This is a genomic window from Brevibacterium iodinum ATCC 49514 (assembly GCF_900169265.1).
In the GTDB taxonomy this organism is placed as follows: domain Bacteria; phylum Actinomycetota; class Actinomycetes; order Actinomycetales; family Brevibacteriaceae; genus Brevibacterium; species Brevibacterium iodinum.
Window position 1 is genome coordinate 1 of record NZ_FXYX01000011.1, and the last position, 14,434, is coordinate 14,434.

General features: G+C 64.7%; 13 protein-coding genes. 8 read left to right on the forward strand and 5 right to left on the reverse strand.

Annotation, left to right across the window (positions count from 1 at the left end; genetic code table 11):
* The coding region (locus tag BI49514_RS09005) for a helix-turn-helix domain-containing protein (protein WP_145996199.1) at window positions 1-362 on the reverse strand (362 nt) is incomplete at its 3' end.
* A gap of 114 nt (window positions 363-476) precedes the next feature.
* On the opposite strand from BI49514_RS09005, the gene BI49514_RS09010 reads away from it, so the two are divergent.
* Window positions 477-872, forward strand: a complete 396-nt coding sequence (locus BI49514_RS09010) for a hypothetical protein (protein WP_101546228.1) — start codon at window positions 477-479, stop codon at window positions 870-872.
* Between the two features lie 207 nt (window positions 873-1,079).
* Here the strand turns inward: BI49514_RS09010 and BI49514_RS09015 are convergent, their stop codons facing one another.
* Window positions 1,080-1,883 (reverse strand): hypothetical protein, encoded by an 804-nt coding sequence (locus BI49514_RS09015; RefSeq protein WP_145996200.1) that lies wholly within the window; start codon window positions 1,881-1,883, stop codon window positions 1,080-1,082.
* Between the two features lie 235 nt (window positions 1,884-2,118).
* Between BI49514_RS09015 and BI49514_RS09020 the strand changes: the two genes are divergently transcribed.
* Window positions 2,119-3,942, forward strand: a complete 1,824-nt coding sequence (locus tag BI49514_RS09020; RefSeq protein ID WP_101546230.1) for a BCCT family transporter — start codon at window positions 2,119-2,121, stop codon at window positions 3,940-3,942.
* Window positions 3,943-4,145: 203 nt separating this feature from the next.
* On the opposite strand, the gene BI49514_RS09025 is transcribed toward BI49514_RS09020, so the two are convergent.
* The 3 genes from BI49514_RS09025 to BI49514_RS09035 all read right to left on the reverse strand — a co-directional run bounded on the left by BI49514_RS09025 (window position 4,146) and on the right by BI49514_RS09035 (window position 8,546).
* Window positions 4,146-5,708, reverse strand: coding sequence for a GMC family oxidoreductase (locus BI49514_RS09025; protein ID WP_101546231.1), 1,563 nt, complete (start codon window positions 5,706-5,708; stop codon window positions 4,146-4,148).
* A gap of 48 nt (window positions 5,709-5,756) precedes the next feature.
* Window positions 5,757-7,235: an aldehyde dehydrogenase family protein gene (locus BI49514_RS09030; RefSeq protein ID WP_101546232.1), complete on the reverse strand. Its 1,479-nt coding sequence runs from the start codon at window positions 7,233-7,235 to the stop codon at window positions 5,757-5,759.
* A gap of 699 nt (window positions 7,236-7,934) precedes the next feature.
* The gene (locus BI49514_RS09035) at window positions 7,935-8,546 is read right to left on the reverse strand and encodes a hypothetical protein (protein WP_101546233.1); all 612 of its coding nucleotides are present in this window, start codon (window positions 8,544-8,546) and stop codon (window positions 7,935-7,937) included.
* 276 nt (window positions 8,547-8,822) lie between these two features.
* On the opposite strand from BI49514_RS09035, the gene BI49514_RS09040 reads away from it, so the two are divergent.
* The 6 genes from BI49514_RS09040 to recN are packed head-to-tail and all read left to right on the forward strand — an operon-like array spanning window position 8,823 to window position 14,422.
* A complete protein-coding gene (locus BI49514_RS09040) occupies window positions 8,823-9,824 on the forward strand; it encodes a prolipoprotein diacylglyceryl transferase (protein ID WP_180954370.1) in 1,002 nt (333 codons plus the stop codon).
* A complete protein-coding gene (locus BI49514_RS09045; protein ID WP_244195133.1) occupies window positions 9,821-10,798 on the forward strand; it encodes an HAD-IIA family hydrolase in 978 nt (325 codons plus the stop codon). The genes BI49514_RS09040 and BI49514_RS09045 overlap by 4 nt, the downstream gene beginning before the upstream one ends.
* Window positions 10,795-10,977 carry a hypothetical protein gene (locus BI49514_RS16675; protein ID WP_101546234.1) on the forward strand — a complete coding sequence of 61 codons (183 nt, stop codon included), beginning with the start codon at window positions 10,795-10,797 and terminating at the stop codon, window positions 10,975-10,977. Before BI49514_RS09045 ends, BI49514_RS16675 begins: the two co-directional genes overlap by 4 nt.
* Window positions 10,974-11,780, forward strand: a complete 807-nt coding sequence (locus BI49514_RS09055) for a TlyA family RNA methyltransferase (RefSeq protein WP_101546235.1) — start codon at window positions 10,974-10,976, stop codon at window positions 11,778-11,780. The genes BI49514_RS16675 and BI49514_RS09055 overlap by 4 nt, the downstream gene beginning before the upstream one ends.
* Window positions 11,777-12,718 carry an NAD kinase gene (locus BI49514_RS09060; RefSeq protein WP_180954371.1) on the forward strand — a complete coding sequence of 314 codons (942 nt, stop codon included), beginning with the start codon at window positions 11,777-11,779 and terminating at the stop codon, window positions 12,716-12,718. The genes BI49514_RS09055 and BI49514_RS09060 overlap by 4 nt, the downstream gene beginning before the upstream one ends.
* The gene (gene recN, locus BI49514_RS09065) at window positions 12,719-14,422 is read left to right on the forward strand and encodes a DNA repair protein RecN (protein WP_101546236.1); all 1,704 of its coding nucleotides are present in this window, start codon (window positions 12,719-12,721) and stop codon (window positions 14,420-14,422) included.
* Window positions 14,423-14,434 lie beyond the last annotated feature (12 nt).

Consider the following 14,434-nt stretch of genomic DNA (forward strand, 5'->3'; position numbering starts at 1 on the left):
GTCTTGCCTTTGGCCGGCGGCGGTGTCGCGAACGCGTCTTCGCCCTTGTCCCGGTATTTCTTCGCCCAATCAACCACGGTGCGCGAGGAGGCCAGGCCAAGCTCCTTGGCTAAAACGACTTTGTGTTCGCCATCGAGATACCGTTTCGCAGTCGCGATCTTCGTCTCTGCCGGTATCCGGCGGCGCTGGTGCGGTTCCATGACCGATATTGTTCCACGCACCAGCCACCGGTCGTGGAGGGGCTTGAGTGAGGGTTTGTGGACGTTGAGGATCGTGGCTGTCGAGGCATAGCCGTGCCCTTGGTCGAAGAGTTCGATCGCGGCTTTGGCTTGTTCGTCTGTGATCAGACAGTCCTTACGCATGGAATGGTCCCTTCAAGTTGGCTTGTGTTGATCACAGTCCAACTTTTGGGGACCAGTCCACGCCAGGCAGCTGGGCCCCCGTCAGGTAGTAGTTAGGAGAGGAGAAGGGAAGGGATGGAGACGAAGACAATTGACGCTCTCAGAGCCGAGCTTACTCGCGACGGCGAAGTCGCGATCGGGTTCAATCGGGCGAAACAGTTTCTGCGGAACCCTGCAGGTTTTCTCGGGGTCCGCCGTTCCTCCCCGCCCTCACCACAGGTGATCGTCAACGAGTTCGGTCTGTGGGCCGCCGTGGACGGATTCCCCGAAGGCGGCGTGCCGTGGCCCCGCATCCTCGAAGTGCACATCACCAAGGTGAACGTCAGCTCATATCTCGACGTCAGCATCAGAACTCCCGATACCCCTGACCGCCGGCGAACGCTGCGTCTGCCGCATATGCTCACGGTCGATCCGGAAGATCTTGCCAAATGGATCGTCATGGAACTGATGGAACGCGGCAACCCGATCTGACTTTCATCACGACAGTCCAATGACGACCATCAAGTCGGTGTCCTACTGAGGGGATCCCTTCCGGATGGTAGGCGACGCGTTCTCGCACCGAAGCTCAAATGCTTGTCCATAGTTATGTTGCATGTCACGATGAAACTGTCCGCTGCGCCGGATGCAAGTGAATAGTGACATCCGAATAGACAGCAAGGGAGAGACCGCATGAACGTATCAACCATCATCTGGATCGTCGTCGCCATCGTCGTGGTCCTGATCATCGTCGGCATCATCATCGCAGTCAGCCGAAAGGCGGCAGCGAAGAAGCGCGAACACCAGCGGCAAGAGGCCGCGCAGATTCGGCAGGAGGCTGCCGAATCCGAACATGATGTTCGTGCTCGAGAGGCCGAAGTCGAGAAACAGAGGGCAGATGCAAAGCGCGCAAAGGCTGAGGCCGATGCTCGAGCTGCCGAGGCTGATCGTCAGGCGGCCGAGGCTGAACAGCTGGATACCCAGGCCGCGAAGCGCGAAGAAGCTGTGAAGGCCGAACGGCTCGAGCACGACCGCAGGCTGCAACATGCCGACGAACTTGACCCGGATACACAGCAGGATTCCGGTGACGCTCGTCGTGCAGACAACGCCGGTGCTGCTGGGGCGGCCGCGGCCGGGGCTCATGGGACGTCGACGGCCAGCCAGACTGATCACCGCCCCGACGAAACCGTACCGCAGGCCGGGCATCGGCCCGACGAACCAGTCCAGCGAAACGATGTCCGCCATGAACAGCCTGTTCGGCAGGATGCGCCGCGTCCGGACCAGCCTGGCCCTCAGGAACCCGTGCGCCGCGATCCGTACGCGGAGCAGGACATCCGCGCGGACCAACAACCGCCGGAAAACGGAGTCCGGCCCCACGCCGAGGAACCGCTTGCCGGGGAGTACGATCCTCGAGTCGACCAACGCGGCACTCAAGACCCATACGCTCGCGGCGATCGGAGGGTGGATCCGCTCGATGACGGAGGGGACCCCGAAGCTCCGAGGCACTGACACATCGTCGGCCTGAGTCAGATGAGACGGTGCCCGAACCACCCACGGTTCGGGCACCGTCTCGTTGGTCTCGGACCTCCGGGCACTGCAAACGATCGTGCTTCGCATGGGAAGGCCGCCTCCGCGCGGGTTCTCGCTCGAGCGCAGTGAGACGTATTCGTGACAAGCGGTTGCGTTGAAATCGATTGATGCTTCTGTAGTGTGTACGGCAAGATCCTAAGGAAGGCACCCTATGCTCGATAAGCTGCACGACGCACTTCGACTCCGCACCAACCCGGCCATCTTCTTCTCCTCAGCGGCCGTGATCATCATCTTCGTCCTCGGGACGATCTTCTTCACCGATCAGCTCGACGCAGGAGTCTCGGTCGCCTCGGATTGGCTGCTGACGAACCTCGGCTGGTTCTACATCCTCGGCGTCACCGTCTTCGTCGCGTTCCTCATCTACATCGCCGCCTCCCGCTACGGGCGAGCGAAACTCGGCCCCGACGACGAACCGCCGGAGCATTCCAACGGCGCCTGGTTCGCCATGCTCTTCGCCGCCGGCATCGGCTCGATCCTCATGTTCTGGGGCGTTGCCGAACCCGTCAGCCACTTCGGCGATCCACCGCGTGCTTCCCTCGGCATCGAACCGGGCACGCCTGCCGCCGCGGTCGATGCCATGAACTTCACGTATTATCACTTCACCCTGCACACCTGGGCGATCTTCACCCTGCCCGCGCTGTGCTTCGCCTACTTCATCCACAAGAGGAATCTGCCGCCGCGCGTGAGCTCGATCTTCCAGCCCATCCTCGGTGAGAAGATCCACGGTCCCATCGGCAAGACGATCGATGTCGTCGCCATCATCGGCACCGTCTTCGGCATCGCCGTTTCGATCGGTCTGGGCACGCTGCAGATCAACGGCGGTCTCGCCCAGGTCATCGGCGTTCCCGAGAACGCTCTGTGGCAGCTGATCATCATCGGCGTCGTCTGCGGACTGGCTACGATCTCGGTTTCGCTCGGCCTCGACAAAGGCATCAAGGTCCTGTCGAACCTCAACATCGTCGTGGCTGTGCTGCTGCTCGTCTTCATCGTCGCCTTAGGCCCGACCCTGTTCATGGCCAAGGGCGTCTTCGAATCCCTCGGCACCTATATCCAACAGCTGCCCGAACTCGCGCTGTGGAACGACACATTCGCCAACACCGGCTGGCAGAACACCTGGACGGTCTTCTATTGGGCGTGGACGATCACCTGGTCGCCGTTCGTCGGCATCTTCATCGCGCGCATCTCCCGCGGACGCACCATCCGTCAGTTCGTCATCGGCGTGCTCGCCATCCCCTCTGCCTTCTCGATTCTGTGGTTCGGCATCTTCGGCTACGCCTCATTCGACATCGAGCTCAACCAAGGCGGAGGACTGGTCGACCGAGTCGTCGACCAGGGCGACATCCCGGGAGCGCTGTTCGCGTTCCTCGACCACTACCCGCTGGCCGGTCCGACATCGGTGATCGCGATCATCCTCGTGGTCATCTTCTTCGTCACCTCGGTCGACTCCGCGGCGCTCGTCGTCGACACGATGAACAACGGTCACGAAGACTTCAACCCGCTGCCGCAGCGCATCTTCTGGGCCCTCGCCGTCGCCGTCGTCACGGCGGCACTGCTGGTGTTCTCCGGCTCGGGAGGGCTCGAAGCGCTGCAGTCGACGATCATCCTCGTCGGCCTGCCGTTCTTCATCATCGCCTACTTCCAGATCTACGCTCTCATGCGAGCCCTGCGCGAGGATGCGGGCGTTCTGCCCCGCGTTCGCATGCGCCGTTGGAAGAAGGTCCTGCCACCCGAGGAGGTCGCACGCCGACTAGGCGGAGACGAACAGTTCGGACACGAATACGACGACGATGAGGAAGTCGTCACCGAACCCGAAGCGGTCGAACCGGCACCGGAGTTCCGGGATCCGTATATCGAGGAATTTCGCGAGAAGAAGAGCCGGCGCGAGGGGACCTTGGCCAGCCGCACCGGCAGCCGTTCGAAGAGCTCGGGCCACGGTAAGGGCGGCGACCCAGGGCAGGACGACGGCGCCGACTGAGGCAGCTCACCGTGGCCAGCGGCGACAGTCTGATTCTCGCGACCCGGAGCGATCAGCCTGATCGGCGCGGCCGGGCATGACGAAGGGGGGCGCTGCGATCGCAGCGCCCCCTTTGTTTCGGGTCTGGGCCGAAGTTCCCACTCTGGTCATCGAGTCAGCGCAGGGCAGCCTCGGTGATCTGGGATTCAGACGATCGGGTCAGATCATTGACCGTTCTTGATCATCTCCGCGCACTTCTCACCCATCATCATCACGGTGATGTTGGGGTTGACCGTGGTGATCTCCGGCATCGCCGAGGCATCGACGACGCGCAGACGGTTGACGCCCTTGACCCGCAGCTGCGGATCCAGCGGCGACATCTCGTCATCGGCAGCACCCATGCGCACCGTGCCGACCGGGTGGTAGACGGTGTTGTGGGTGCGGGTGATGTAGTCGGCGATCTGCTCGTCGGTCTGGACGTCCTTGCCGGGGAACAGCTCCTCGCCGGCCCATTCGGACATGGCGTCCTGGGCGACGATCTCGCGGGCCTTCTTGATGCCGGCGACCATGACGCGCATGTCATGGCCTTCCGGATCGGTGAAGTAGCGGGGATCGACCTTCGGTTTGTCACGGAAGTCCTTCGAACGCAGGCGCACGGTGCCGCGCGACTTCGCATGAGTGACATTCGGGGTGAGGCAGAAGGAGTTCTCCGAGGTCTTAAACCCCTGCCGCAGGGTGTGCATATCGAAGGGCACCGAACCGTAGTGCATCATGAGGTCCGGACGATCGAGTCCCTCCTCGGTGGGGGAGAAGATGCCGATCTCCCACCACTGGGTGGAATCCTCGACCATCGGCTTCTTGGCCTCCCAGGAGATGACGCCCTCCGGGTGATCGCCGAGGTGCTCACCGACTCCCGGCGAATCCACGCGAGCTTCGATGCCGACCTCGGCGAGGTGGGCCTTCGGGCCGATGCCCGAGAGCATGAGCAGCTGCGGGGTGTTGATCGCGCCGGAGGAGACGATGACTTCCTTCTTCGCCTCGATCCGGTTGGTCTTGCCGAAGGCATTGTTGACCACGAGTACGGCCGTGCAGTTGTCGTCCTCGTCGAACTCGAGCTCCTTGGCTTGAGTGTCGGTGAGGATCGTGAGGTTCTCACGGTCGAGGATCGGGTGGAGGTAGGACACCGAGGAGGACGAACGGGTGCCGTCGTCCTTGCGGTTGACCTGGAAGAAGTTCGCACCGTTGATGACGGTCTGGCCTTCGTTGAACTGCACGCGAGGGATGCCGGCCTGCTCGCAGGCGTCGAGGAGCGCGACACCACAGGGATCGACCGGGGGCACGTTCATCAGACGGACGGGGCCGTCGTGGCCGTGGTGGTCGCCGGGCAGCTCATTGTTCTCGAGCTTCTTGTACAGGCCGAAAGTGTCCTTCGAACCCCATCCCGCCGCGCCGTGCTTCTCTTCCCACTCGTCGAGATCCTCGCGCGGAGCCCAGAAGGCGATGCACGAGTTGTGGGAGGAGCAGCCGCCGAGCACCTTGGCGCGAGCGTGGCGCATGTGCGAGTTGCCGTTCTCCTGCTCTTCGATCGGGTAGTCCCAGTCGTAGCCAGATTCGAGGAGCTCCATCCAGCGGTTGAGCTCAAGGACGACGTCCTTGTCCGTGTCGGTGGGGCCAGCTTCGAGGAGTCCGACGGTGACTTCCGGGTCCTCGCTCAGTCGGGCCGCGACCGCTGCGCCGGCGGAGCCGCCGCCGACGACGACGTAATCAAAGCTATGAGTAGTCTTCACTGTTCATCTCTCCTTAAACTGCGGTATTCGTCTACAGGCTGCGGCGGATCACTTAGTGTGATCGGGGAACCATCCGGTGACTGCCGGCTCGAGGTTCTGGTAGATGTGCTTGGCTTCCTGGTATTCGGCCAGCCCCGTCGGTCCGAGCTCGCGCCCGAAGCCGGACTGCTTGTAACCGCCCCATTCGGCCTGCGGCAGGTAGGGGTGGAAATCGTTGATCCAGATGGTGCCGTGGCGCAGACGCTGAGCGACCAGCTGGGTCTTGCCCGCATCCTGGCTCCACACTGCTCCGGCCAGACCGTAGTAGGTGTCATTGGCGATCTCGACAGCCTCATCGACAGTGGAGAAGGTCTCGACGGTGACGACGGGACCGAAAGCCTCGTCGGAGACGACGGACATTCCGCGCTTGACCTGGTCGAGCACGGTCGGCAGGTAGTAGAACCCGTTCTCCAGGTCACCTTCACCGAACTTGCCGCCGCAGCGCAGACGCGCACCTTCGGCGATGCCCTTCTCCACATAGGCGTGCACCTTATCGCGGTGTGCTGCGGAGATGAGGGGACCGGTCTCGGCGTTCTCATCGAAGGGACCGCCGAGGCGGATCTGCTCGGCACGCTCCACGAGGCGGTTGACGAATTCCTCCGCGATGGATTCCTCGACGATGAGTCGGGCACCGGCCGAGCACACCTGACCGGAGTGGACGAAGGCGCCGTTGAGCGCATTGTCCAGAGCCGCATCGAAGTCGGCATCGGCGAAGATGACGTTCGGGTTCTTGCCGCCGAGTTCAAGGGCGATCTTCTTGATCGAGTCGGCGGCGTTGCGGAACAGCAGGCGACCGGTGACGAGTCCACCGGTGAACGAGACCATGTCGATGTCCTCATGCGTCGACAGCGGGGCACCGGCATCGGCACCCGCACCGAGGATGAGGTTGCCGACTCCAGCCGGCAGACCGAGCTCTTCGAGCACCTGCATGGTGAGGATCGCGGTGTGCGGGGTGAGCTCGGCAGGCTTGAGGATGAAAGTGTTGCCGGCGGCGATGGCCGGGGCGATCTTCCACGCTGCCTGCAGCAGCGGGTAGTTCCACGGGGTGATGAGCGCACAGACGCCGACGGGCTCGTGCACGATCTTCGAGGCCACGGTGTCGGTGCCGGCGTCGACGACGCGACCGGCATCGTTTGCGGCGAGCTTGCCGAAGTAGTCGAAGCAGTTCGCGATGTCGTCCATGTCGATCTGCGATTCGACGAAGCGCTTGCCGGTGTCGAGGGACTCGGCACGCGCGAACTCGTCCTTGCGCTCACGCAGAACGGCAGCGAACTTCAGGAGCAGATCGCCGCGTTCGCTGGCGGGAACCGACGACCAGACGCCGGAGTCGAAGGCACGGCGAGCGGCCTTGATCGCCAGCTCGGTATCCTCAGGGCTGGCTTCGTCCACCTCGGCGACGAAGCTGCCGTCGGCCGGATTATGGATCTTTCGGGTTCCACCATTGACGGCTGAAACCCACTGTCCGTCGATGAAGAGTGTGTTTGGCACGATTTCTCCTATTCCTAGCGGGTGAACGGTTGTGCGATCTGAAGGGCCGAACGCGCAGCCGCGGCAGTGGAGCCTGAGGTGTCGGGGAGTTTCCGAACTGCCGCGGAACTGCCGTTTGACCTGCGACTCGAACTGCTCCGGCGGCACTCATGCACATGCTTCCGGCAATCACAATAAGCGAAGTCCGGGGCCGAATGCGCAATCCGATGATGCTGGTCACACCGGCAAGTGATCTTGGTCATCACGTGGCGGGGGACGGCGGCTGCACTGGGGGACAGGCAGGCGCTAGCCGCACTGGGGGACGGGCAGGCAATGGGGCCGGAAATTCTGATCGTGGAATCGCGGAGACATCCGTCATCCGCACGATGAGCTTCCACGTCAGGTGTCATTCGTCCCCTGGTGTCGAGGCGGCGCGGACATGCGCTGCCGCCGAACCTCTTCGATTGCCGTCGGCCGTTCCACTGGATTCGCCTTGATTCTAACAGAGCACTGAGGCGGTGACCTGGGCGTTGACCCAGAGAACAGCGGGCACGGTGCTGAGGGGAATCGAGGTGCTGACGTGTCGCCGCCCACACGGCGACGAGACGGTGAGTGGACTAGAATAGAGCGGAACACCGAAAAGACTTCATAGGGAGAATCGTGGCCCAAGGGGATTCGCGAGACAGCCAGGACAACCGCCGCGCAGATGGCGGTCACCGCTCAGATCGCGACAACAATCGCAACCGTCGACCGGACAACCGGGACGGTCGCGGGCCACGCCAGTCCGACCGCCGAGGCGGCTACCAGGGCAGTCGTCGCAACGACGATGATCGCCGTGGCGGCTTCAACCGCGATCGCCGTGACGGTGATGACCGCCGAGGTGGGTACCAAGGTAATCGTCGCAACGACGACGACCGTCGGGGCGGCTACCAGGGCAGTCGTCGCAATGACGATGATCGCCGAGGGTACGGTCAGAACCGCAGCAATGACGATGATCGTCGTGGTGGGTTCAACCGTGATCGTCGTGATGACGATCGCCGGGGCGGATTCAATCGAGACCGTCGCGATGACGACCGTCGCGGTGGGTACCAGGGCAACCGTCGCAACGACGACGATCGCCGAGGCGGCTACGGACAGAACCGCCGCAACGATGATGATCGTCGTGGTGGCTTCAACCGGGATCGCCGTGATGGTGATGACCGCCGAGGTGGGTACCAAGGTAATCGTCGCAACGACGACGGTCGCCGTGGCGGTTATCAGGGCAACCGCCGGAACGACGACGATCGCCGTGGTGGGTTCAATCGCGACCGTCGTGATGGAGATGACCGCCATGGCGGCTTCAACCGCGACCGTCGTGATGGTGACGATCGCCGGGGCGGATACGGCGGAAACCGACGGGACGACAACCGCGGAGGACGCGGCGGCTACGGCCGCAACGACAACGACCGCCGTGCATCCCGCAAGACCGACACCGGCGACTACGCACGCGAACAGCGCGCCCGCCGTCCGCGCATTCAGGAACCCGAGATTCCCGAAGGCGTCACCGGTCGTGAACTCGATAAAGAGATCTCGTCACAGCTGCGCTCCCTCGACAAAGAGAACGCCGACATGGTCGCCAAGCACCTCGTCGCCGCAGGCGGGCTGCTCGACCTCGACCCGGAGCGCGCCCACGAGCACGCCAAGGCCGCTATGGCCCGCGCCGGTCGTGTCGCCGTCGTCCGCGAAGCACTCGGCATCGCCGCGTACTACGTGGAGAACTACGACGAAGCCGTCCGCGAACTGCGCACCCACCGCCGCATCTCCGGCTCGAATGACAATATCGCGCTGATCGCCGACGCCGAACGCGGCCGCGGCAAGCCCGAGAAGGCCATTGAGCTGCTGAAGAACGCAGAAGAACTCGACCTCGACAATGACACCCGGACCGAACTCGTCATCGTCGCGGCCGGAGCCAAGTCGGACCTCGACGACATCGCCGGTGCGCGCCGACTCATCGAAGCCGAGGACTTCACCCAGAAGCCCGGCGGCGGACTGGTCCGTCTCATGGCCGCCTACGCCGAGGTGCTGCGCATCGACGGCGAAACCGAACTCGCCGACAAGTACGAAGAGCTCTCCCGCCGGACCGCCAAGGCGACCGGCACCCTGTTCGGCGACGAAGAGCCCGACCTCAACGCCGGCGTCGAAATCGAAACTGTCGAAGAAGTCGAGGATGACCCCGAGGCTACCGACACCGAGACCTCTGCGGGCGCCGACGCTGAGTCAGCCGAACGTGAGGCCGCCGATGACGGGACAACCGACTCTGAGCCTGCCGACGCTGAAACCGCTGAGACGGTCGAAGCCGCAGAAGGCTCGGCCAGCGAGCCCGAAGCTAAGACACCGCAGACGGAATCTGACGTTGCCGACGCTGTCGCCGCTTCCGCGGAGGGAGCAGAAGCTGGGGACGACACCGCCGGCCCAGCCGCAGCACCGAAGTCGAAGACACATGTCTCGGCGAAGGAACTGAAGTCGGTCAAGGTCACCGACGACGAGATCGAAGCCGAACTCGACGAGATCCTCGCCGACGCAGGCTCCGAGCCCGACACAACAGCACCCGAGGCCGACGGAGAGCAGTGACACTGACCGCCGAACAGCACAACTCAGCAGATGGGCGCCTGCCCGAATCAACGGGCACGCCCATCGACTGTGTCCTGTTCGACCTCGACGGAGTCGTCTACCACGGCACCCACGCCGTCGATGGCGCCGTCGACGGCATCAACTGGCTCCACTCCCAGTCGATCCCGGTCAACTACGTCACGAACAACGCCACTCGCACGGCCGCAGCCACCGCCGAGAAGATCACCGGAATGGGCGTCAACGCCTCCGCGGACGAAGTGACCACCTCGGCGCAGGTGCTCGCCGAACGCTTAGCCGAACGATTCGGGCCGGGCGCCCACGTCCACCTCCTCGGCACGACCGGACTGCGGGTCGCACTCGAAGAGGCGGGCCTCGAGATCACCGACTCACTCGACGCGTCACCCGTCGCCGTCGCTCAGGGACTCGACCCGGAGATCGACTACGCGAAGATCGTGCGCACCTGCGAAATCATCCGCTCGGGCGCCGAATGGTGGGCGAGCAACCCCGACTTCTCCCTCCTCACAGAAACCGGGAAAGTCCCCGGCAACGGTGCCTTCGTCGACCTCATCGCCCGACTCACCGACGCCACCCCCGTCATCGTCGGCAAACCTGCACCGCACATGATGGACTTCACAGCCGGACGCCTCGGCGCGCACCGGCCCCTCATGGTCGGCGACCGCCTCAACACCGATATCGAAGGCGGCTGTGCCGCCGGCATTGACACCGCCCTCGTTCTCACCGGAATCCATGACATCCACGATGCCCTGCGTGCTGGCCCGGAGCGTCGACCGGCGTTCATCCTGCCGAATCTGCGCGGACTCGAAGCGCTCATCACCGGTACCGACCGCGGCGAGTCCGCCCGGATCGAAGCCGAACTCCGCCGAGCCTGGGCAGCCATCGATGCGGGGGAGACCGACGCCGAGACGGTCCTGGCCGAAGGACACCTGCCCCACCGGACCGGAGGGGACGAGTGAGCGAGACCCCGACCCCCGGCCCTGCTTCTGCCCCGACACCCGCCTCGGTGAGCGGGGACGTTCCGATCGAGACCTGGCGGTCCAGCCTCGACGAGGCCAAAGAAGCACCGGCGGCCGAACGGCACGAACTTCTCAACTCCTTGCTGGGCGACCTCGACGCGCAGGTGGGCTCCTTGTGAGCAGACTCGACCGGGCACTCGTCGACCGCGGACTGCTGAACTCCCGCTCTCGCGCCGCCCGCGAAATCGCCGCCGGTCGCGTCAGCGTCAACGGCCGCACCGCGACCAAGGCCTCCCAAGATGTGCGAGACACCGACGACGTCTCCGTGACCGAACCCGACCCCTGGGTCGCCCGCAGCGCCCACAAACTCCTCGGCGCGCTCGAGGCTTTCGACCTCACCGACCGACTTAATGATCTGACGGCCCTCGATGCAGGCGCCTCCACCGGAGGCTTCACCCAAGTCCTCCTCCATCACGGGGTCGCACACGTCTGGGCCGTCGACGTCGGCCACGATCAACTCGCGGCCATCCTCCGCGACGACCCGCGCGTCCACGTCCGCGAAGGACTCAACCTCCGCGAACTGACCGACTCCGACGTGCCGACCGTCGACCTCGTCGTCGCCGACGTCTCCTTCATCTCCCTGCGCCTGCTCATCGGACCGCTGCTGGCCGCGACCGCCGCGACGGGGGAACTCCTCCTCATGGTCAAACCCCAATTCGAACTGGCACGAGCATCGCTGGACAAACACGGCGTCGTCACCAGCAGGGAGAAACGCCGCCGCGCCATCGACTCCGTCCTCGACGCCGTGAGAGAACGCGCCGGACGCGTCGTCGACATCACACCCTCACCGCTGCCGGGCCCCAGCGGGAATCGGGAGTACTTCCTGCGTGTTCGGCCAGGCCGAACACATGACCAGTCCGATAGGCTCGACCAAGCAGACATCCCCGCCCACCTGGACGAAATGATGAGAGGAGAGTCGTGACCAGACACATCATGGTGCTGCTGCACCCCCAACGTGATGAGTCGGCCGTGGCCGCCGTCAGCGTGTTCAAGGCCCTCCTCGACGACGGAGTCACCCCCGTTGTCCTCTCCGACGAGATCGTCGGCATCCGCGCCCGCCAGGCCGAAGCCGTCGACGACGAACCCATCCTCAACCACTGCGTCATCATCGACCCCTCCGAACTCGGTGAGTGGAAGAACGCCTGCGAACTCGTCATCGTCCTCGGCGGCGACGGCACGATCCTGCGCGCCGCCGAACGCTTTCACGGGTCCGGTGCCCCGCTCATGGGCATCAACTTGGGCCATGTCGGCTTCCTCGCCGAAAGCGAGAAGGAAGACCTCGCCGAGGCGGTCCACCGCGCCTCCCAACGTGACTATTCCGTCGAGGAGCGGCTCGCGCTCGACGTGTCCGTGTGGCACGAAGGCGAGAACATCTTCAACGCCTGGGCGCTCAACGAGGCGACCATCGAGAAGACCTCGAAATCCCGGATGATCGACGTCGTCCTCGGCGTCGACGCCCGCCCCGTGTCCTCCTTCGGCTGCGACGGCGTCATCCTCGCCACCCCCACCGGCTCGACCGCGTACTCGTTCTCCGCCGGCGGCCCCATCGTCTGGCCCGAAGTCGAAGCACTCATCCTCGTCCCGATCTCCGCCCACGCCCTGTTCTCCAAACCGCTCGTCGTCAACCCGACCTCCCGCCTCGGCGTGGAGATCTCCCAGATGAACCCCGAATTCTCCGCAGTGCTGTGGTGCGACGGCCGCCGCGCCCTCGAACTGCCGTCCGGGGCCCGCGTGGAAGCCACCCGCTCGAAATCACCGATCCGCCTCGCCCGCCTCCACACCGGCCCCTTCACCGACCGACTCGTCGCGAAGTTCCGCCTGCCCGTCTCCGGCTGGCGAGGACCGATCAGGGAGGCCTGAATGATCTCCGAACTGCGCATCTCCCACCTCGGCGTCATCGCCGAGGCCGCCGTCGAACTCGACACCGGCTTCACCGTCGTCACCGGTGAGACCGGTGCGGGAAAGACCATGTTCGTCTCCGCCCTGTCCCTGCTCATGGGCCGCAAGGTGGGCTCCGGAGTCGTGCGCAAAGGCGCAGAGAAGGCCGAAGTCGAAGGCATCTTCACCGATGTGGCCGAACCCGTGCGCGAACGCATCGAAGAGGCCGGCGGCAGCGCCGACGACGAAGCGATCATCTCCCGCACCGTGGCGCTCAAGGGCCGCGCTCGGGCTACCGCCGGCGGTCGCACCGTGCCGATCTCCGTGCTCACCGACATCTCCTCCGACCTCATCACCCTCCACGGCCAATCCGAACAGCTGCGCCTCAAAGGCGCCGCCCAACAGCGTCACCTCCTCGACGCCGCCGGTGGCACTGCTCTCGCCGAGGTGGCCGACCGCTACCGTGTCGCCTTCGAGAACTGGCGCGAGACGGAAGCCCGCGTCACTCGCATCAAAGACTCAACCGCCGCCCGCCGCGAACGCATCCTGTGGCTGCGCGGCTGCCTGGAGGCCATCGACAAGGTCCGTCCCGAACCCGGTGAGGACGAGACCCTGGCCGCGCAGGCGGCGAAGCTCGGGTCCGCCGCCGAGATCACTCGTGCCGTCGGCGCCGCCCATGATCTGCTGCTCGGTTCTGAGATCGACGATGCCGGGGCGGCCGTCGACCTCGTCCACCAAGCCATCAGCACGATCGCCGATGTCGAAGGCTCCGACAGGGAACTCGTCGCCATCCGCGAAGCCCTCGGCGACGCCGTGCTGCGCCTCTCCGACTCCGCCGCGGAACTGTCCTCCTACCTCTCCGGTTTCGACGAACTCGGCGAAACATCGCTGGAAGAGACCGAAGCACGCCGCGCGGAACTCGGCACCTTGGCCCCCTACGGCCAAGACGTCGCCGAAGTCCTCGACTTCGAAACCCGCTCGGCCGCGGAACTCGCCGAACTCGAAGCCGAGGACCGCGACCTCGACGGACTCGACGCCGAACTCGACTCAGCTCGCGAGACCATGGAGGCGGCCGCCTCGGCACTCACCGAGATCCGCAAGGCCACCGCGGACGAATTCTCCGCAGCGGTCAGCGAAGAGCTCACCGCCCTGTCGATGCCGAAAGCCACGGTCGCCTTCGAGATCTCCGAACGCGAACCCACCACCCACGGAGCCGACGAGGTCCGACTGACCTTCGCCGCCCACGAATCCTCCATCCCCGACGACATCGCGAAGATCGCCAGCGGCGGTGAGCTCTCCCGCGTCATGCTCGCCATCGAAGTCGTCCGAGCCGCCAGCGAATCCATCCCCACCTACGTCTTCGACGAAGTCGACGCCGGAGTCGGCGGCAAAGCGGCCGTGGAGATCGGCCGTCGGCTGGCCAAACTCGCCCAGGGCGCCCAGGTCATCGTCGTCACCCACCTGCCGCAGGTCGCCGCCTGGGCCGACACCCATGTGACCATCGTCAAGGACGACGACGCCGAGACCGTGCGCTCGGGAGTGCAGGAGCTGACCGACAAAGAACGCGTCGTCGAACTCTCACGCATGTTGGCGGGCATGGACGACTCCGCCTCGGCGAAGGCCCATGCAGCCGAACTGCTCGACAACGCTCGGCAGGTCAAGGAGGCCGGCGTTGGCAGCAGATGAGAGAATGGGCGG